Origin of the sequence: Yokenella regensburgei, from assembly GCF_003634235.1 — a bacterium.
Lineage (GTDB): Bacteria > Pseudomonadota > Gammaproteobacteria > Enterobacterales > Enterobacteriaceae > Yokenella > Yokenella regensburgei.
This window is the reverse complement of record NZ_RBIZ01000003.1, coordinates 336,703-356,175: the sequence shown is the minus strand read 5'-3', so window position 1 is coordinate 356,175 and position 19,473 is coordinate 336,703. Positions and strand designations below refer to the sequence as shown.

At 54.7% G+C, this 19,473-nt stretch carries 13 protein-coding genes and 1 tRNA gene; 6 read left to right on the top strand and 8 right to left on the bottom strand.

What is annotated here, in order from left to right; all coding sequences use genetic code 11:
* Positions 1-37 precede the first annotated feature (37 nt).
* The 3 genes from C7387_RS01750 to eco all read left to right on the top strand — a co-directional run bounded on the left by C7387_RS01750 (position 38) and on the right by eco (position 2,002).
* A tRNA-Pro gene (locus C7387_RS01750) sits at positions 38-114 on the top strand.
* A 199-nt stretch (positions 115-313) separates the two neighbouring features.
* The gene (gene ansB, locus C7387_RS01745; protein ID WP_038256334.1) at positions 314-1,360 is read left to right on the top strand and encodes an L-asparaginase 2; all 1,047 of its coding nucleotides are present in this window, start codon (positions 314-316) and stop codon (positions 1,358-1,360) included.
* Positions 1,361-1,510: 150 nt separating this feature from the next.
* The gene (eco, locus tag C7387_RS01740) at positions 1,511-2,002 is read left to right on the top strand and encodes a serine protease inhibitor ecotin (RefSeq protein ID WP_072009078.1); all 492 of its coding nucleotides are present in this window, start codon (positions 1,511-1,513) and stop codon (positions 2,000-2,002) included.
* A gap of 35 nt (positions 2,003-2,037) precedes the next feature.
* On the opposite strand, the gene mqo is transcribed toward eco, so the two are convergent.
* A complete protein-coding gene (gene mqo, locus C7387_RS01735) occupies positions 2,038-3,690 on the bottom strand; it encodes a malate dehydrogenase (quinone) (protein WP_038256332.1) in 1,653 nt (550 codons plus the stop codon).
* A 272-nt stretch (positions 3,691-3,962) separates the two neighbouring features.
* Between mqo and C7387_RS01730 the strand changes: the two genes are divergently transcribed.
* Positions 3,963-5,204 (top strand): SulP family inorganic anion transporter, encoded by a 1,242-nt coding sequence (locus tag C7387_RS01730; RefSeq protein WP_120815905.1) that lies wholly within the window; start codon positions 3,963-3,965, stop codon positions 5,202-5,204.
* Here the strand turns inward: C7387_RS01730 and mgtE are convergent.
* From mgtE to ompC, 6 genes are all read right to left on the bottom strand, one after another.
* A complete protein-coding gene (mgtE, locus tag C7387_RS01725; protein ID WP_006820897.1) occupies positions 5,167-6,603 on the bottom strand; it encodes a magnesium transporter in 1,437 nt (478 codons plus the stop codon). The two genes, C7387_RS01730 and mgtE, sit on opposite strands and share 38 nt — an antisense overlap.
* 32 nt (positions 6,604-6,635) lie before the next feature.
* Positions 6,636-8,279, bottom strand: coding sequence for a multidrug ABC transporter permease/ATP-binding protein (locus tag C7387_RS01720; protein ID WP_038256328.1), 1,644 nt, complete (start codon positions 8,277-8,279; stop codon positions 6,636-6,638).
* Between the two features lie 72 nt (positions 8,280-8,351).
* Complete coding sequence (gene alkB / locus C7387_RS01715) at positions 8,352-9,002, bottom strand: DNA oxidative demethylase AlkB (RefSeq protein WP_120815904.1); 651 nt, start codon at positions 9,000-9,002, stop codon at positions 8,352-8,354.
* Positions 9,002-10,066 (bottom strand): bifunctional DNA-binding transcriptional regulator/O6-methylguanine-DNA methyltransferase Ada, encoded by a 1,065-nt coding sequence (gene ada / locus C7387_RS01710; RefSeq protein WP_038256324.1) that lies wholly within the window; start codon positions 10,064-10,066, stop codon positions 9,002-9,004. The genes alkB and ada overlap by 1 nt, the downstream gene beginning before the upstream one ends.
* Before the next feature lie 72 nt (positions 10,067-10,138).
* Positions 10,139-11,194 carry an FAD:protein FMN transferase ApbE gene (gene apbE / locus C7387_RS01705; protein WP_038256322.1) on the bottom strand — a complete coding sequence of 352 codons (1,056 nt, stop codon included), beginning with the start codon at positions 11,192-11,194 and terminating at the stop codon, positions 10,139-10,141.
* A gap of 104 nt (positions 11,195-11,298) precedes the next feature.
* Positions 11,299-12,441 (bottom strand): porin OmpC, encoded by a 1,143-nt coding sequence (ompC, locus tag C7387_RS01700; protein WP_120815903.1) that lies wholly within the window; start codon positions 12,439-12,441, stop codon positions 11,299-11,301.
* Positions 12,442-13,183: 742 nt separating this feature from the next.
* On the opposite strand from ompC, the gene rcsD reads away from it, so the two are divergent.
* Both rcsD and rcsB read left to right on the top strand, forming a co-directional pair.
* On the top strand, positions 13,184-15,856 hold the full coding sequence (gene rcsD / locus C7387_RS01690) for a phosphotransferase RcsD (protein WP_120815902.1): 2,673 nt from the start codon (positions 13,184-13,186) through the stop codon (positions 15,854-15,856).
* A gap of 16 nt (positions 15,857-15,872) precedes the next feature.
* A complete protein-coding gene (gene rcsB / locus C7387_RS01685; protein WP_006820905.1) occupies positions 15,873-16,523 on the top strand; it encodes a response regulator transcription factor RcsB in 651 nt (216 codons plus the stop codon).
* Between the two features lie 32 nt (positions 16,524-16,555).
* On the opposite strand, the gene rcsC is transcribed toward rcsB, so the two are convergent.
* Positions 16,556-19,405 carry a two-component system sensor histidine kinase RcsC gene (gene rcsC, locus C7387_RS01680; protein ID WP_120816710.1) on the bottom strand — a complete coding sequence of 950 codons (2,850 nt, stop codon included), beginning with the start codon at positions 19,403-19,405 and terminating at the stop codon, positions 16,556-16,558.
* Between the last annotated feature and the right edge of the window lie 68 nt (positions 19,406-19,473).

The window sequence follows — 19,473 nt, the reverse complement described above, 5'->3', positions numbered from 1 at the left end:
CATTCAAAACAGAAACGGGTAGTATTAGCCCACGTATCGGCACGTAGCGCAGCCTGGTAGCGCACTGTCATGGGGTGTCAGGGGTCGGAGGTTCAAATCCTCTCGTGCCGACCAAAATTCCCAAAGAAAACCAACCCTCGCGGTTGGTTTTTTTATGCCTGCAACAAAGAACATCCTTCGAATATCTCTATAGCAAAATCCAAAAATAACCGGCTGTAACCGCTCAGGTCATTGCGTAAACATGGAATAAGTCACTGTTTTTCATGTGGGTATAAGGATAATCCCAGCAACTCATTCATAAGGAGATTGACGCATGTCCCGTTTGACACTCTCAGCAGTCGCATTGCTCGTTCTTGGCTGCAGCAGCACGGCAATGGCGCTTCCTCAGGTCACGATTCTCGCCACCGGCGGTACCATTGCCGGAGGGGGGGAATCCGCCACGCAGTCCTCCTACACTGCCGGTAAAGTCGGGGTTGAAAGCCTGGTGAAAGCCGTTCCGCAACTCAAGGACATTGCGGTCATCAAAGGCGAGCAGGTAGTGAATATCGGTTCGCAGGATATGAACGATGCGGTATGGCTGACGCTTGCTAAAAAGATCAACGCTGAATGCAGTAAAACCGACGGTTTTGTCATTACCCACGGGACAGACACCATGGAGGAAACCGCCTATTTCCTCGACCTGACGGTAAAATGCGATAAGCCCGTGGTGCTGACCGGCGCCATGCGTCCTTCCACCGCCATGAGTGCCGATGGCCCTTTCAACCTGTATAACGCCGTGGTGACTGCCGCCGATCCGGCATCGGCCCGCCGTGGCGTCTTAGTCACCATGAACGATACGGTGATGGATGCCCGCGACGTTGCGAAAACCAATACGACCGACGTCGCCACCTTTAAGGCGGTGAACTACGGTCCGCTCGGGTATATTCATAACGGCAAAATCGAGTACCAACGCTCTCCTGCCCTGAAGCACACCACCGCCACACCGTTCGACGTCAGCAATCTGACCACGCTGCCAAAAGTGGGTATCGTGTACAACTACGCCAACGCCTCCGATTTACCGGCGAAGGCGCTGATTCAGGATGGTTATCAGGGCATCATCAGCGCCGGGGTGGGTAACGGGAACCTCTATAAAACCATCTTTGATACCCTTGCCACCGCAGCCGAAAAAGGGGTGGTAGTCGTGCGTTCTTCCCGCGTACCAACCGGCGCGACCACCCGTGACGCCGAAGTAGACGACGCTCGCTACGGGTTTGTCGCCTCAGGTACGTTGAACCCGCAAAAAGCGCGCATACTGCTGCAGCTGGCGCTGACGCAAACCCGCGATCCGCAGAAGATTCAGCAGTACTTTAACGAGTATTGATCGTTTTTCCTGCCAGCATTCAAGTCAGCCATTCGGCTGGCTTTTTAGCACATATAGCTGGATGAAATGAAAAAATCAGTAAATTCCGCTTATCATTAGCCGTATCAGTGCTACGCTATTCCGGTATTAAACTGATAAAAAGGATTAACAGTGAAAAATTCTCGTTTACTCATCGCATCCATGCTGGCTGCTGCCTGCGTCTCCGGCAGCGCCTTCGCCGGCGAGCAACCACTGGAAAAAGTTGCCCCTTATCCGAAAGCGGAGAAAGGCATGAAGCGCCAGGTCATTCAGCTGCCAGAGCAGAAGAATGAAGGCGATTACAAAGTCGAGCTGTTGATCGGCAAAACCCTGGAAGTTGACTGCAACCAGCACCGTCTGGGCGGTGAGCTTGAAAGCAAAACGCTGGAAGGCTGGGGCTACGACTACTATGTCTTCGATAAAGTGAACGGACCGATGTCCACCATGATGGCCTGCCCGGACGGTAAGAAAGAGAAGAAATTCATTACCGCAGGCCTGGGTGATAACGGCATGATCCGTTATAACAGTAAACTGCCAATCGTGATTTACACGCCGGATAACGTCGACGTGAAATACCGCATCTGGAAAGCCGAAGAGACCGTCAACAACGCGGTTGTTCGCTAAAACAAACCCCCGGTGATGAGCCGGGGGTTTTTGCTTCAGAGCGCGATATCCGCCATCTCTTTCACCGTAGTGTCCTGCACAACCGGCTGCGCCTTCGGCACCGGATCGAAACCGGCCTGCGGCTCGTAATGTAGCTCAAGCACATCACTGGTATAGGCCAGCGCCTGCTCGATGAGCGCCGGATTATCCTTAAGCTTCATACCCCACGTCGGGGTGATTTCCTTGATCTTTGCCTGCCAGGAAGGCGTTTGCACTCGCGCTTTGAAGACACGTTCCAGCAGTTTGAGCATCTCAGGTGCGGCGGTAGAAGCCCCGGGTGATGCGCCAAGCAGTGCGGCAACGGTCCCTTCATCATCACAAACCACCTCCGTTCCCAGGCGTAGTTCGCCGCCTTTGCTGGCAGAACGTTTGATTATCTGCACCCGCTGACCAGCCTGCCATAGCCGCCAGTCGCCTTTCTCCGCCTGCGGGTAGTAATCAGCCAGCGCCGCATAGCGATCGCCCTCTTTCTGCATCACCTGGCTTATCAGGTATTTGATCAGATCAAAATTATCCAGCCCGACATTGATCATCGGCAGAATATTGGACGTGTTGGTCGAGGCCAGCAGATCCCAGAGCGATCCATTCTTGAGAAACTTTGTCGAGAACGTGGCAAACGGCCCGAACAGCAGTACGCGTTTACCGTCGATGATGCGGGTATCAATATGCGGCACCGACATTGGCGGCGCACCAACAGAAGCCTGGCCGTACACTTTTGCCAGATGCTGGTTCACCACCTCCGGATTCTCGGTCACCAGGAACTGCCCACCGACCGGGAAGCCAGCGTAATCGGCAGCCTGCGGGATCCCGGTTTTTTGCAAAAGCTTGAGCGCAGCCCCGCCGGCACCAATAAAGATAAATTTAGCCCTGATGGTACGTCTGGCATGGCGCTGTTTAGCGTCGCACACCGTCACCGTCCAGCTGTTATCCGTATTGCGTTTAAAACGCTGCACTACCGTTCCGACCTGCAGGGAGAAGTTCTCCTGGCGCTGCAGAGATTTAATCAGCTGACGGGTGATTTCACCGTAATTGACGTCGGTACCCACTTCGGTGCGCGTTGCGGCAACCTTCTGGCCCGGATGGCGTCCCTCCATTACCAGCGGCGCCCAGGCTTTGATCTGCTCGTGATCCTCGGAGTAACGCATACCGCGGAACAGGTCGCACTGCTGCAGCGCACGGTAACGCGCGCGCAGGAAATTCACGTTGTCGTTGCCCCAGACAAAGCTCATGTGCGGTACGGTGTTGATAAAAGATTTTGGCTGACGCAGCGCGCCACGGATAACCTGATGGGCCCAGAACTGGCGGGATATCTGGAAAGATTCGTTAATCGCGATAGCTTTGTCGATGTTGATAGTGCCATCAGCTTTTTGTGGCGTGTAGTTGAGCTCCATCAGCGCGGCGTGACCGGTCCCCGCATTATTCCAGCCGTTAGAACTCTCTTGTGCCACGCCGTCCATCTGTTCAACCATGGTGATTGACCAGTCTGGCTCCAGCTCCTGAAGCCAGGTGCCGAGCGTCGCGCTCATAATGCCACCGCCAATCAGCAATACATCCGTCTCTTGCTCAGTGCGGGTGTGGGTTCGGGCGGCAGTTGCGGCTGCATCGGGAACAGACACCTGTGAGCTGGGTACGGCCAACGTTTTTTTCATCGTATTAGAGCCTTACATGAACTCGCGTTTGTTTTTAGCGCAGGTGAAACGATTCGGTAAGTTCAAGTTATCACTGACGATGAAAAATTTAAATATTGTTTAAACTTTAAGTTTAGTTTTGAGATCTGTTAGAAAATTGCTAAAAAAATGTATCACCAAACTGATGATTAGGGCTGGCAGAGTGTGAGCTGGCGCGCTATTATCACCCGTTTTGTGATGAAGCGCACGGAAGCCAGCGTCTGTACTATCATCATTCTCACGTGCGAAAACTTATGCCCGAATCTCAGATCTCTGCGCCACATCAGGCGACTATTAAGCACATACTGCGCTCTCCCGCGCTGCTCACCCGTGAAACCCTGGCCGGGGTGATAACCGCCCTTGCGTTAATCCCGGAGGTTATCTCATTTTCGGTGATTGCCGGCGTCGACCCTAAGGTCAGCCTGATTGCCTCTGTGGTGCTCTGTCTGGCGATGTCGGTGCTGGGTGGACGTCCTGCCATGGTGACCGCCGCCGCAGGCTCTGTCGCGCTGGTGATTGGCCCTATGGTGCACCAGTACGGCGTAGGCTACATTCTGCCTGCGGTTATCCTGGCCGGATTCATCCAAATCCTGTTCGGTGTGTTTGGTATGGCAAAGCTGATGCGCCATGTTCCGTCATCGGTGATGACCGGCTTTGTCAACGCGCTGGGAGTGCTGATTTTCTTTGCCCAGGTGCCGCATTTCTGGAGCCGTAGCCCGCTCATTGTCGCACTGTTTGTTGCCACGCTCCTTATTGTGCTGTGGGCGCCGAAAGTCATCAAAAGCATCCCTTCCCCACTTATCGCCATCGTGCTGCTCACCCTGTTTACCGTCACCACCGGTCAAATACTGCCTACCGTCGGCGATGCAGGCGAAATGAGCAAAGGGCTTCCGGGCTTTACGCAACTGCAGGTGCCGCTGAATCTCGAAACGCTGGCCATCATCTGGCCCTGTGCGCTAAGTGTGGCGTTTGTTGGCCTGCTCGAATCGCTTTTAACCGCACGGCTGGTCGATGACATTACCGCAACGCCTTCCGGTAAATCGCGGGAAAGCACCGGGCTCGGCATCGCCAATATCCTCGCTGCCAGCTACGGCGGCATTGGCGGTTGCGCGATGATAGGTCAGACGATTGTCAACGTGGAGATGGGCAAAGGTCGCAGCCGGATATCCACACTTGCCGCAGCGCTTGTCCTGCTGCTGTTGGTGACCATACTCAGCGAAGTGATGGCAAAAATACCGATGTCAGTGCTTGCCGGGATCATGGTGATTGTGGCGGTGAAAACCGTCAGTTGGCACAGCATTCAGCCGGCAACGCTTAAAACCACACCGTGGTCTGCCACCCTCGTGATGGTAATAACCGTTGTGGGAACGCTTACCACCAGCAATCTGGCAGTAGGTGTGTTAGCGGGGATGGTGGCGATGTGGCTCATCCCGCGCCACCTTCGCCAGAAGCACGACGTTAAGTCAGAAACAGCGTCGCCAGACCGAGGAAAATAAAGAATCCGCCGGTGTCGGTGATAGCAGTTATCATCACGCTAGAACCGATAGCCGGGTCACGCCCCAGACGAGTCATAATCATCGGGATCAACACCCCCATCAGCGAAGCAACCAGCAGGTTCAGCACCATTGCCAGCATCATTACGCCGCCGAGCTGAGGATCGTCATACAGCCACCAGGTGACGCCCCCCATAATCCCGCCCCACACCAGGCCGTTAATCAGCGCCACGCCCATTTCGCGCAGGATCAGGAACGAGAAGTTACCTGGCTGGATGTGCTGCAGGGCAAGCGCCCGCACAATCATCGTAATCGTCTGGTTACCCGTGTTCCCGCCAATACCGGCGACAATCGGCATCAGTGAAGCCAGCGCCACCAGTTGAGAAATCGTGTGCTCAAAGCCGTCAATCACTCGCGAAGCAATAAACGCGGTGCATAAATTGATAGCAAGCCAGGCCCAGCGGGTTTTTATCGCTTTGCTGACTGGAGCAAAAACGTCCTCGTCGTTGCTAAGACCACTCATCTGACGAATATCGTTGTCGGTCTCTTCGTAAACCACATCAACAATTTCATCGATGGTCAAACGCCCCATCAGCTTGCCGTCGGCATCAACCACCGCGGCACTGACCAGGTTGTCACGTTCGAAGGTGCGTGCCACCTTCTCGGCGTCTTCTTCCGGGTGGAAGGTCACCGGTTCTGCTTCCATCACTTCGGCCACCATACGATGCGCCGGGTTCAGCAGAATAGTTTTCAGCTCCAGTTCGCCGAGCAGATGCTTGTCGCGGGAAATCACGAACAGCTTATCGGTGTTCTCCGGCATTTTGCCGCGAATGCGCAGAAAACGTTGCACCACCCCGAGCGTCACGTCCGGGCGAATGGTGATTATCTCGAACTCCATGATCGCGCCGACGCTGTTGCGGGCGTAATTAATCACTTGTCGTACACGCGCCCGCTCTTCCGCCGGTAGCGAGGCAACCAGACGACCGGTCAGGTTACGCGGCAGGTGCTGGACGAGATAAATCTGTTCGTCGATATCGAGGGTTTCAAGGGCATCGAGCAGCGCGCGGTCGCTCATGCCTTCAATCAGATCTTCCCAGACGTTTTCTGAGGCTTCCAGCAGAACCTTACCGCGCTTGTCGTCCTCCACCACGTTCCACAGAGCATGGCGTTCATCAGTAGGCAGCGCTTCCAGGGTATCTGCGAGATCCGGTGCGGGCAGGTGCGCGGTGAGCGCACCTACTTCGGCGATATCCCGCGCTAAAGTGCCGGTATCGTACTGTTGTTCTGGAGGGATTTTACCGAGCAGGGCCGCCGTTATCGTCTTGTCGGTGGTTAACATCCATATCAGACGCGCACGTTCCTGGTCACGCAGCTGGGCGCTGTTACTACTTATTACGGACATCTGTCAGCAATCCTTGAAAAGGGTAAAAATCATCAGGCGGTTCGCGCCACCGCATCTCGTGAGGCGGCATCACGCTCTTCTCCGACGAGCTCGCTTAACTGGCCGTTGCGCATTTCCAGCAGACGGTCTGCATGAATAAAATAGTGGTCATCGTGGCTTATCGCAAACACCGTTTTGCCCATCTGTTGAATAAGCGGTAGCAGGACCTGGTAAAACTCGCGGCGGAAATGCGGATCCTGATCCGCGGCCCACTCGTCGAGCAGAATAATGTCACGCTCTTCTGCCAGCGCCAGCAGCAGCGCCACGCGTTTTTTCTGTCCTTTCGACAGCTGCAGGTTAAGGATTTTACCGTTTTCCAGCTCAAGCTTATGCGCCATTTTTAGCTGCTGCAGCCATTTCTCCACCAGCTCAGGGGAGGCCTGTTGCCCCTCGGGGCCAAGCAGCCTGTCGAACAGCCAGACGTCGGTAAACACGGCAGAAAAGAGCTTGCGATAATCTTCCGGTTTTTCCGCTGCCAGCGGTTCGCCGTCAAGCAGGATTTGCCCGGAAATCGGTTGATACAACCCCGTCAGCAGCATCGCCAGAGTCGATTTTCCACTGCCGTTACCGCCAATCAGGAACACCATTTCGCCGCGGTTCAGCGTCAGGTTAATTGGCCCGACGGCAAACTTCTGATCCTGATAGTGGAACGTGACGTCGCGCAGCTCAAGGGTCTGCCACTGACGGTTCGCTTCCGGCACCGGGAACTCCGGTCGGTAAGGCGCCAGTTCAAATTGTTTCAGCTTCCTGAATGCTACCTGGGCGCTGAGCAGCGTCGGCAATGCCCCCACCGCCGACAGCAGCGGCGTGCGCAGGAACAACAGCGTCAGAGAATAAGTGGCCGCCACGCTGGTATTCGCCCAACCGAGGCCGTTCGCCATCCAGAACACCAGCCCGATAGCGCCAAGCATCATAATGTTCGACCAGTTTACCGCGCTCAGATGGAAGGTATCGGAGCGGATAATATGGTGGCGGTACTCGCGGGCATCCGGAATATACAGCTGGTTGTAGATGTATTCGGCGCGTTCACGGTTGAGGGTCAGCTCTTTACGCCCTTCCAGCACCGTCTGGTAGTCCTGATAGAGCTTGTCTTCGGTTTCACGCAGCGTCGCCATGTGCGCGTACACCCGCGCCACCAGAATAAAGCCGACCCAGATAGTTATCGCCACCCACACCGCCGTGACCAGCAGCATTTTGCTGGACAACCACGCCAGATAGGCCGCAGAGCCAAAGGTCAGAATAATGCCCTGTACCAGCTCCGGCAGGCGCACGAAAGCGATAGTGATATTGCGCACGTCGCTGGTTAACCCCGCCAGCAGCGAGGCGCTACCGAGCTTCTCAATGCGTTCTATCTGCGTGTCGAGGATACGTTTGATGAATTCGCTACGCAGGCGATAAACGAAGTGATGTCCCAGCACGGTTAACGCCAGCTGAGAGCCGAGCGTGACCGCCATCAACAGCAGCAGTAAGCCCAGGAACTCCGGCAGAACGCTTAACGAGGTATCAACGACGGTGATAAGGCGCATATTGATGTAAGCAATCAGCCCAATGCCAAGCGCGGCACTCAGCAGACTCAACGCCATCACAGCGATAAATGGCCAGCGGTACTGGCGCCAGACAAGCAGGAGAAGTTCCATAACACAACCCGGACGAGAAAAAGCAGCCAGCAGTTTAAACTGCTGTCAGGCTACAGCAAGAATAATTCTTATTTATTCACTAAGTCCGGTGGTACGGAAGGTCAGGTTATAGCGAAACGCATCGGTAAGCGGGTGATGCCCCTCTTTGAGCGGTTGAATACCGTGATAGAAAAGCCGCGACGCCCCACCCCACACCACTACGTCACCGTGTTCCAGCAGTATCCGCTTCAACGGATCATTGCGCCGTAGTCCGCCAAACTGGAAAATGGCCGGAAGCCCAAGCGAGACCGAAACGATAGGCGCCAGCAGCGTGGCTTCGTCTTTGTCCTGATGGAGCGAGAGCTTCGTCGCCGGTGCGTAGCGGTTGATAAGACAGGCATCCGGGCGAAAATCGGGATAACCGGCCGCCAGCGCGGCCCGCACGGCAAAAGCGCGAAATAGCGCAGGCATAGCAGGCCACGGGCTGCCGGTTTGCGGATCCTGCGTGGCGTACAGATAGCCGTGCCGATCGGTGGCCCAGCCCCGCGCGCCACAATTGGTCATCGCCACCGACATGGTATACCCGCCGGGCGTTACCATCTGGCGAAACGGCGACACGCTCGCCACCGCGCTGATGGCAGTGAGAAGTTCCCCGGCCTCGGCGCAGGCAAAGCGGCGCAGGATCACCGCGCCGTCGGCAAGCGCCTCCTGCCAGGGTTCCTCATCGGCGAACAGATCAAGCATTACACCTCTCCGCTTTTCGCTTCGCGCCGCAAAAGCTCGGCTTTACGCGCTACACCCCAGCGATACCCCGACAGGGTACCGTCATCGCGCACCACCCGGTGACACGGGATCACCAGCGCCAGCTTGTTCGCCGCGCAGGCTCCCGCCACGGCGCGCACCGCTTTGGGCTGGCCAATATGTTCCGCAATTTGTCGATAGCTGCGGGTTTCCCCGACCGGGATCTCACGCAGCGCCTGCCAGACGCGCTGCTGGAACGCGGTACCGCGAATATCCAGCGGCAGCGTTGAAGGTACGTGCTGCGCATCGAGGCAGACAATCACTTTGCCAAGGCGCTGCACCAGTGCGTCATCGCCCGGCTGAATGTTCGCCTGCGGGAAAATCTGCTGCAGTTCGGCCACCAGCACGCTGTCGCTGTCGCCAAGCAGCACCGCACAGACGCCCCGCTCGCTCTCGGCAACCAGGCATAATCCGGTGGCGCTATTGCCCAACGCATAATGAATATCGGTATTCTTCCCGCCCTCACGATACTGCCGCGCGGTCATCCCCAAAACCGCATCGGCGCTGCGATAGTAGCTGCTGCTGGTGGGGAACCCGGCGTCCAGCATTGAGGTGGTGACTTTCTCCCCCTGCGTTAACGACTCGCGCAGCCGACGGGCGCGCCAGGCCTGCTGCCAGGCTTTTGGCGTCATTCCGGTAGTGGCTTTGAACAAACGGTGGAGGTGAAACGCGCTTATCCCAACCGCTACGGCCAGTTCATCCAGCGTGAGCGGGGTGTCCTGCTCCAGCAGGCGACAGGCTTTGGCAATTTTCTCTACCCGCTGCTGCCCGGGATCCTGCTTATCAGGCTGGCAGCGTTTGCAGGCACGGAATCCCGCCGCCAGCGCGGCCTGGGCGTCCGGGAAGAACTGCACATTCTGGCGCAACGCATGGCGTGCACGACAGGATGGGCGACAAAAAATACCGGTGGTCTGTACGGCAAACACGAACATACCATCCGCCTGCGGGTCGCGATTCAGCACCGCCTGCCAGCGGGATGCTTCGGTTGTCAGCGTGTTCTGTTTCATCATGGCCTCCTTGGTTAAGGTTAGCCCTACTTTGCCGTACAGTCGGCGAGAAAAAACCCGCAATCTTGCTTTTTAATTTTTGCCGCTGACGAGGAATCCGGCGAACTGCGGCGACATCCAGGTCTTAAAGTTTTCACCTTCTTTGGTGATCATGTAAACCGCCAGCCCCTGTTCCCGCACCACTTCTTTGGCTTTCTCCGGCCCCAGCACCATCAGCCCGGTGTCCCAACCGTCGGCTTCCAGCGCGGTCGGCGCAATCACCGTCACCGACACCAGATTGTGCTGAATCGGCTGCCCGCTCTGCGGATCGATAACGTGAGAGATGCGTTTTCCATCCAGCTCGTAGTAGTTGCGGTAGCTACCCGAGGTACTGATCCCGTGGCCGTTAATATCAACGATAGCCTGCACCGCGTTTTCACGATCGGTCGGTTTCTGGATAGCCACGCGCCAGGGTTTACCCTCGGCGTTCATCCCGCGGCTGACCAGCGCGCCGCCCACGGAGACCAGGTAACGGGAGATCCCTTCCTGCTCCATCAGTCGTGCCAGATGATCCGCGGCATAGCCTTCACCTACCGTCGAAAGATCGACATAAAGATCCGGAATGTCTTTCTGCAAGAATTGCTTGCCCGACTGGTTTACCACCGTCAGATGCTGCAGACCGGTGCGCGCCTTCGCGGCGTCAATCTGCGCCTGGGTTGGCGTTTTCACCGGTTGTTTGTCCGGACCAAAACCCCAAAGATTGACTAACGGCCCGACGGTAATATCCATCGCCCCGTAGGTTTTTGCGCCAATCCGCAGCGACTCGGTAACGATATCGGCCATCGCTTCCGTCACTGGCCAGAGTGTCGTGCTCTGAGAATGATTGAAACGCATCAGCGCGGAGTCACTTTTCCAGGTCGTCAGCAGCTGATCGTCTGCGTCGAGCTGCGCCTGTACCCTTTCACGTAAAGATTTTTGCTGAGCGGCATTCAAATCGATGGCGCTGACACGCCAGTAGGTCCCCATGGTTTTGCCTTCCAGCACCGTGGCGGCAGGTTTTGTCACTTCCGGGGTTTTGCTGGCTGAATCGCAGCCAGACAGGAGCACACAGGTTGTCAGGAAAGCTGTGCGTAAAAAAGTCATGTCCATGTCGTTGTTATCCTCTTGCTGAAGGCGCAAGGGTACACCAGTTTCAGCAAGTTAAGACATTAAAAAAGGGGCCAGAGGCCCCTTTGTATCACTATGCAGTGAGATTAGAACTGGTAAACCAGACCCAGTGCAACAATGTTGTCGGTACCGATACCATTGTTTTTGTAGAAGTCGTCGTTACCGTCCAGCAGGTTGATTTTGTAATCAACGTAGGTGGACATGTTCTTGTTGAAGTAGTAGGTCGCACCCAGATCTACGTATTTAACCAGATCTTTGTCGGAGTCGCCGCCGAAGGTGTTCAGGCCTTTACCTTTAGACTGCAGATAAGAGATCGCCGGACGCAGACCGAAATCGAACTGGTACTGAGCAGTGATTTCGAAGTTCTGAGTTTTGTCAGCGATACCGCCCTGGTTGGCGCTGTCAGTGCTGCCGTACGGAGTCATGTTACGGGTTTCAGCATACATGGTAGCAATGTAGACGTTGTTCGCGTCGTACTTAGCACCAGCAGTCCACGCTTCAGCTTTGTTACCACCAGTGTACTGCTGGTTACCCAGGTTAGCGTTTTTCTGATCGTTGGTACGGTTAGAAGTGGTGTAACCCGCACCTACGCTGAAGCCTTCGCCGATGTCATAGGTAGAAGAAACACCGAAGCCGTCGCCGTTAGCGTTACGGAAGCTACGGTTACCGTTGTTGGTACCTTCGCCAGAACCTGGGTTCTCGTTTTTACCCTGATACTGCAGAGCGAACTTCAGGCCGTCAACCAGACCGAAGAAGTCGTTGTTACGGTAAGTTGCAACACCGTTAGTACGACCAGTCATGAAGTTGTCAGACTTGGTGTAGGAGTCGCCACCGAACTCTGGCAGCATATCGGTCCAGCCTTCTACGTCGTACAGAACGCCGTAGTTACGACCGTAGTCGAATGAGCCGTAGTCGCCGAATTTAACACCAGCGAATGCCAGACGAGTCCATGCGTTGCCGCTGGAGTTTTCGGTGTTGTTCGCTTGAACGTTGTATTCCCACTGGCCGTAACCGGTCAGCTGGTCGTTGATCTGAGTTTCGCCTTTGAAGCCGAAACGAACGTAGGACTGGTCACCGTTGGCGCTGTCATCACTAGAGAAATAGTGCAGGCCATCAACTTTACCGTACAGATCTAATTTGTTGCCGTCTTTGTTATAAATTTCAGCCGCATTCGCTGCGCCCGCTACCAGCAGTGCTGGTACCAGGAGGGACAGTGCTTTAACTTTCATGTTATTAACCCTCTGTTATATGCCTTTTTTATGCCACTGCTTACTGATTAACGTTCTAATCAGTCGGCTAGTTCATTTTGCTGCAAAATGCAGAATAATCCAACAAGAATATGATACTAAAACTTTTAAGGTGTTTCAAATTGCCCACAAGATGTTTCATTTTGTAAATTTCAGGGAACTTTTTTTCGCCACGATTAGCTAACAAATAAAGCACAAATAATCAAAAAAACCATTTTCTACATTAATAAACAACAGGTTAACCGCAAAACAAGTGATAGCACTGAATGACAAAACAAAACCTTCACCCGCAACTAAAATACTCGACGCTATCATCATTAACTTTATTTATTACCGTCATTCAGTTCTGAATGTCTGTTTACCCCTATTTCAACCGGATGCCCTGCATTCGGTTTTTTTTTACCTTTCTTTACGCAAGCTGAATTTTCTTGTGCTACCAGCGGGAAATGATAACGATTATTAACTAATCAACCCGTAACTATCAGTGTTTTCTTAGAGACATACAGAAAATATTCTCTTGATATTTTGTGCTATTCCTTTGCCCCAGGACACAGATATTTGTACAACCGTTCAGGAACTGTACACTTTTAGCCAAATGAGACTGTGCACCAGGAATAAGGAGGAAAATCGGCGGGAATCGTCGTTCGAGTCTGGAATTTGCCGCGTCAGCCTTTATACTGCCAGCAGCATACGGCGCCTTCGCCATTACCTGTTTGATACGACAATGAGTCATTCTGCCACGATGATCCCAAACAAATTCTCCTTAATACCAGGCAACATCACACGCTTCTTCCTGCTGATGATCGTGGTGCTGCTGGTAACCCTGGGTGTTCTGGTACAAAGCGCGGTCAACGCGTGGCTGAAAGATCGTAGCTATCAGATAGTGGATGTGACGCATGCCCTGCATAAGCGTATTGATACCTGGCGCTACGCGACCTGGCAGATTTACGACAATATTGCGGCTTCTGCGGGTACCAGCGGCGAAGGACTGCAGGAAACGCGAGTCAAGCAAGATGTCTACTATCTGGAAAAACCAAGACGCAAAACGGAAGCGCTGATTTTCGGTTCTCACGACAGTGCGACGCTGGACATGACCCAGAAGATGTCGACCTACCTCGACACGCTGTGGGGCGCGGAAACCGTGCCGTGGTCGATGTATTATCTGAACGGCCAGGATAACAGCCTGATTTTGATCTCCACGCTGCCGTTGAAGGACCTCTCTTCCGGCTTTAAAGAATCGACTATCGGCTCTATCGTTGATTCGCGCCGTGCAGAGATGCTCCAGCAGGCCAACACGCTGGATGAGCGTGAAACCTTCTCGTCGCTGCGTAAGCTTGCCTGGCAAAATGGTCACTACTTTACGCTGCGCACCACCTTCAACCAGCCGGGCCATCTGGCGACGGTTGTGGCTTTCGATTTACCGATTAACGACCTTATTCCACCGGGCATGTCGCTTGATAGCTTCCGTCTGGAACAGGACACATCGCCAAACGCCGTGCGTCCATCCGAGAAAGAGGTGGCGGACAGCGTCAGCATCAACTTCAACAGCTCGCGCATCGAAATCTCTTCTTCTATTAACAGCACCGGCATGCGTCTGGTGTGGCAGGTCCCGTTTGGCACCCTGCTGCTCGATACGCTGCAAAACATCCTGCTGCCGTTGCTGTTAAACATTGGCTTACTGGCGCTGGCGCTGTTTGGCTACACCACCTTCCGCCATCAACCAGGCCGTAACCAGAGCGATTCGGTTTCACCAACAGCGGTGAGCAATGAAATTCGTGCACTGCGGGCCATCAATGAAGAAATCGTCTCGGTGTTGCCGCTGGGCCTGCTGGTTCACGATCAGGAATCTAACCGCACGATACTCAGCAATAAAATTGCCGACCATCTGTTGCCGCATCTGAATCTGCAGAACATCACCAGCATGGCCGACCAGCATCAGGGCGTTATTCAGGCCACCATTAACAATGAGCTGTATGAAATTCGCCAGTTCCGTAGCCAGGCGGCACCGCGGACTCAAATCTTCATCATTCGCGATCAGGACCGGGAAGTGCTGGTGAATAAAAAGCTCAAGCAGGCCCAGCGGCTGTATGAGAAAAACCAGCAGGGTCGCGCCGCCTTTATGCAGAATATCGGTGAAGCACTGAAGCAGCCGGTTCGCATGCTGGCCGAAGAAGCCGCTCATGTCGGCGGTGATGAGGCGAAAAAACTCGCCGCCAATGCCGACGTACTGGTACGCCTGATCGATGAAATCCAACTGGCCAACATGCTGGAAAATGACAGCTGGAAAGGCTCCTCTACCCTGTTCTCGATTCAGGATCTGATCGATGAGGTAGTGCCGGAGGTTCTGCCCGTTATCAAACGTAAGGGGCTGCAGCTGCTGATTAACAACCGTCTACCGGCGGGTGATGAACGTCACGGCGACCGCGATGCGCTGCGTCGGGTTCTGCTGCTGCTGATTCAGTACGCCGTCACCACCACGCAAATTGGCAAAATCACCCTTGAGGTGAATACCGATGAGTCGGCCGACGACCGCCTGACGTTGCGCATCCTGGATACGGGTAATGGCGTCAGCAACAGCGAAATCGACAATCTGCATTTCCCGTTCCTGAACGACACTCAGGGCGACCGCTACGGTAAAGCTAACGCCCTGACCTTCTGGCTGTGCGATCAGCTGGCGCGCAAACTCGGTGGACATCTCAACATCAAAGCACGAGATACCCTTGGCACCCGCTACTCGCTGCACGTGAAAATGGCCGCCCGCGCTCAGGATAGCGAGGCCGAAGAGCGTCTGCTGGATGACGTGGTGGCAATGATTGATGTGACGTCAAACGAAATCCGCACTATCGTGGTACGGCTGCTTGAAAACTGGGGGGCGACCTGCATTTCCCCGGACGAAAGGCTAACAAGTCAAGAATATGATCTCTTTTTAACGGATAATCCGTCTAATCTTACTGCCTCGGGCTTGCTTTTAAGCGATGATGAGTCTGGTATCCGCAAAATTGGCCCAGGCCAACTGCGCGTCAACTTTAATATCAGCAACGCAATGCAGGAAGCTGTACTGCAGCTGATCGAAGAGCAACTGGCTCAGGACGAGATCGTGGAAGCGCCGTCTACAGGCGTGAATGAAAACGCCGAGCTCCACGCCAGCGGCTATTACGCGCTGTTTGTCGATACGGTACCCGACGATGTTAAGAGGTTGTATACTGAATCATCAGCGCATGATTTTGCCGCGCTGGCGCAGACAGCACACCGACTTAAAGGGGTGTTTGCCATGCTAAATCTGGTACCCGGCAAGCAGTTATGTGAAACGCTGGAACATCTGATCCGTGAGAAAGATGCTCCAGGAATAGAAAAATATATCAGCGACATTGACGCTTACGTCAAGAGCTTGCTGTAGCAAGGTAGCCTTATACATGAACAATATGAACGTAATTATTGCCGATGACCATCCGATTGTACTGTTCGGTATTCGCAAATCACTTGAGCAAATCGAGTGGGTGAATGTTGTTGGCGAATTTGAAGACTCCACCGCACTGATTAACAATCTGCCGAAACTGGATGCCCACGTCCTCATCACCGATCTCTCCATGCCGGGAGACAAATACGGTGACGGCATTACGCTGATTAAATACATCAAGCGTCACTTCCCGACGCTGTCGATCATCGTTCTGACCATGAACAATAACCCGGCGATCCTGAGCGCGGTGCTGGATCTTGATATCGAAGGGATTGTCCTGAAGCAAGGCGCACCTACTGACCTGCCAAAAGCGCTGGCCGCCCTGCAGAAAGGCAAAAAATTCACGCCAGAAAGCGTGTCTCGTCTGCTGGAAAAAATCAGCGCAGGTGGTTATGGCGACAAACGCCTGTCACCGAAAGAGAGCGAAGTGCTGCGTCTGTTTGCCGAAGGTTTCCTGGTTACCGAGATTGCCAAGAAACTCAACCGCAGCATTAAGACCATCAGCAGCCAGAAGAAATCGGCAATGATGAAGCTGGGTGTCGAAAACGACATCGCCCTGCTGAACTACCTCTCCTCGGTCACCCTGAGCTCCGCCGACAAAGATTAATCCCCGCTTCCCCCGGTAGCCCCGGGGGGAAATCAGGCTGTATCCCTTGCCTTTCTGACTTGCGCGACATAGAACGCCAGCGTCTGTTTCAACACGTCCAGCACCACGGGTTTCGACAGACAACTGTCCATGCCGGATTCAAGGCAGCGCTGCTTCTCTTCCGCCAGCGCGTTCGCGGTCACCCCTACTACCGGGAGCGTCAGCCCCAGCTGGCGGATCCGCTGCGTCAGGCGATAACCATCCATGTTAGGCATGTTCACATCGCTCAGCACGATATCAATGTGATTCTTACTGAGCACGCTCAGCGCATCAACGCCGTCGTTGGCCGTTTTACACTGATAACCAAGCGATCCGAGCTGATCGGCTAGCAACCGGCGGTTTATCGGGTGATCGTCCACAACCAGGATCATCATGTCGTCGTTCATCGTGGCCGAATCCGCTGAGGCCGCGGTGTCAGGCGCATCGGCATTTTCCGATTCAAGCATGTAGATACGACCAAGCAGCGCCACCAGCTCATGAGGCGTTGCCACGCTTTGCAGCCAGACGCCGGGCGAGCGTTCAACCGGGATCCCGATATGGCGACGACAGAAGACCACCGCCGCCCGTCCTGCCCATGGTGTCGTTAGCTCGCCATCGGTGATCAGCGTATCGTCGGCTCCGGGCTGCTGCCCTTCATAGCGTCGGACCTCAATCCCCCGCAGGGCGAGCAACGATTCAAGATACTGGCAGAGGAAATCATTATTCACCGCCAGCCAGCAGCGTTTGTGCATCAGCCCATCGCTTGAAAGCGCCAGCAGATTCTGCGCGCCATACAGCGGAATACGGATAGTAAACTGGCTGCCCATGCCCGGCTCGGTGTCTACGGAGATATCACCATCCATCATGCTGATAAGCTTTTCGCAGATAGCAAGCCCAAGGCCGGTCCCCTGGAAGTTGCGCTGTACGCCGGTGCCAACCTGGAAGAATGGGTCAAACAGACGCACCACTTCTTTCGCCGGAATACCGACGCCGGTATCGCGCACGCTGATGCTGAGATAATCCCCGACGGCGCGCACGTGCAGCACGATACAGCCGATATCGGTAAATTTAATCGCGTTGCTCAGCAGGTTCGAAATAACCTGCTGCAGACGCATCGGGTCACCCATCATCTGCTGCGGCACGTCTGGCTCGATAAAGCAGTACAGCCCCAGCTGTTTGCGAACGACCAGCGGCAGATAGTTTGCCGTGATATGGTTCATCACCTCACGTGGAGAGAACTCGCGCGGTTCTATCTTCAACTGCTCAGACTCAATTTTCGAGAAATCGAGGATGTCGCTGATGATTTTTAAAAGCAGGCTGGAGGAGTTGTTCATCGCCGTCACCAGACGATCCACCCCTTTCGGCAGCTCTTTGGTTTGCAGCAAGTCAAGGTTACCGATGATACCGTAGAGCGGCGTGCGCAGCTCATGGCTGACGGTGGCGAGGAACATCGATTTCGACTGGCTCGCCTGCTCGGCCGCCTGCGCCATCTCCTGCAATGACTCTTCCATTTTGACACGCGAGCTGACGTCAACCAGCACGCAGATAGCCACGTTCTCGTTGCGGTAGCGAGAGTGCACAAAACTTATCTGCAAGTTCGTGTTGTTACTGGTCAGTACGTCAACAAAGTTAACCTGCTGCCCGCAGATAATTTGCGTCAACCGCTGACGGTCTTCATGGGTCAGCATGTTGAGGTAGTTGTGTGCCAGCTCGTTGCTCAGAATGTTAGTGCCATCCTGAGTACGCAAAATACAGATCCCAACCGGCGCCGAGGCAACAATTTTGCGGTTGAACTGCTCATGCTCTTCCAGCCGCTGGGCATCGCTTTCCGCCGGAATAAAGATCCGCCGCTCGTACATCCGCGCGAGCATAAACAGCGCCGCGCCCACCAGCACGTTCAGCAGAATGGCATTGAGGATCAGCATGCGAATACGTTCCAGCACCAGATCGACCGGCACAGAATAGACCACGCTGAGCGACGACGGCGGCAGGTTTTTTTTCAGCACCAGCTCGCGGAAGCCTGAGGTGTAACCAAACCACGAGCGTTCCTGCATCCAGTGTGGTTCAACCTTAATTTTGCTCTCCGGCCCGGCGAGCGAAATCAGCGACTGGCCGTTTTCGTCGAGAATCGTCACCCCCATCGGTAAATTGCCCGGGGTGAAAAAGTTTTCCATCCGTACCGTCTGCTCGACGCCAAGCAGTCCCTGCAGACGATTAGCCAGATATACCGGGGTTAGAGCATAGAAATTCCCTACGCCCGGGCGTGGCCCCTGGCTAATCCAGTACAGGTTGTTACCGCGCTCATCCTGCGGAGCATCGCGGTATTTCATAATGCGTTCATGCAGCAGTTTCAGGGCCTGATCGCGCTCGACGGGAATATCACGCAGGCCGAAATTAGCCATGCACAGATTATCGCTGCTGATCAGGAAGATACGGTTGAGATCGTAGGCTGCGGAGAAATTATCGCGCCAGTAGCGCAGAAACCACGCCAGTGACTCGAGCGAACCGCGCCAGCTGCTGCCGGTTGCGGTGCAGTCTGAGTCGTCAAACAGCGGGACAAACTCCGGTACGTCGGTGTCCTGGCTGCTTCCCCGCGATGCGAGCACGCCGTTAGTGGCGGTGAGTCGGTTTTCCGCAATGTACTTCAGCTCTTTCATCACGTCTGATGTGCGCTGAATATAGCGCTGCGCCTGATCGGAGCTCAGGTTAAATTCCTGGCGGATCTCTGACTCTTTTGTGTGCAGGGCGTTCACGATGTAGAACACCGACGAGAAGGCAATCAGCAGCCAGATTAACAGCGCCAGCGCCCGAAACAGGTAACGGGAGACTTTCAGAGTGGTGCGGAAAGAGACAAGGTATTTCAACGTTTGGCCGTGTGCGTACAGAAAGATGTGCTTAAGGTAGCGGCAAACGACGTTTGCCGCAATGTACA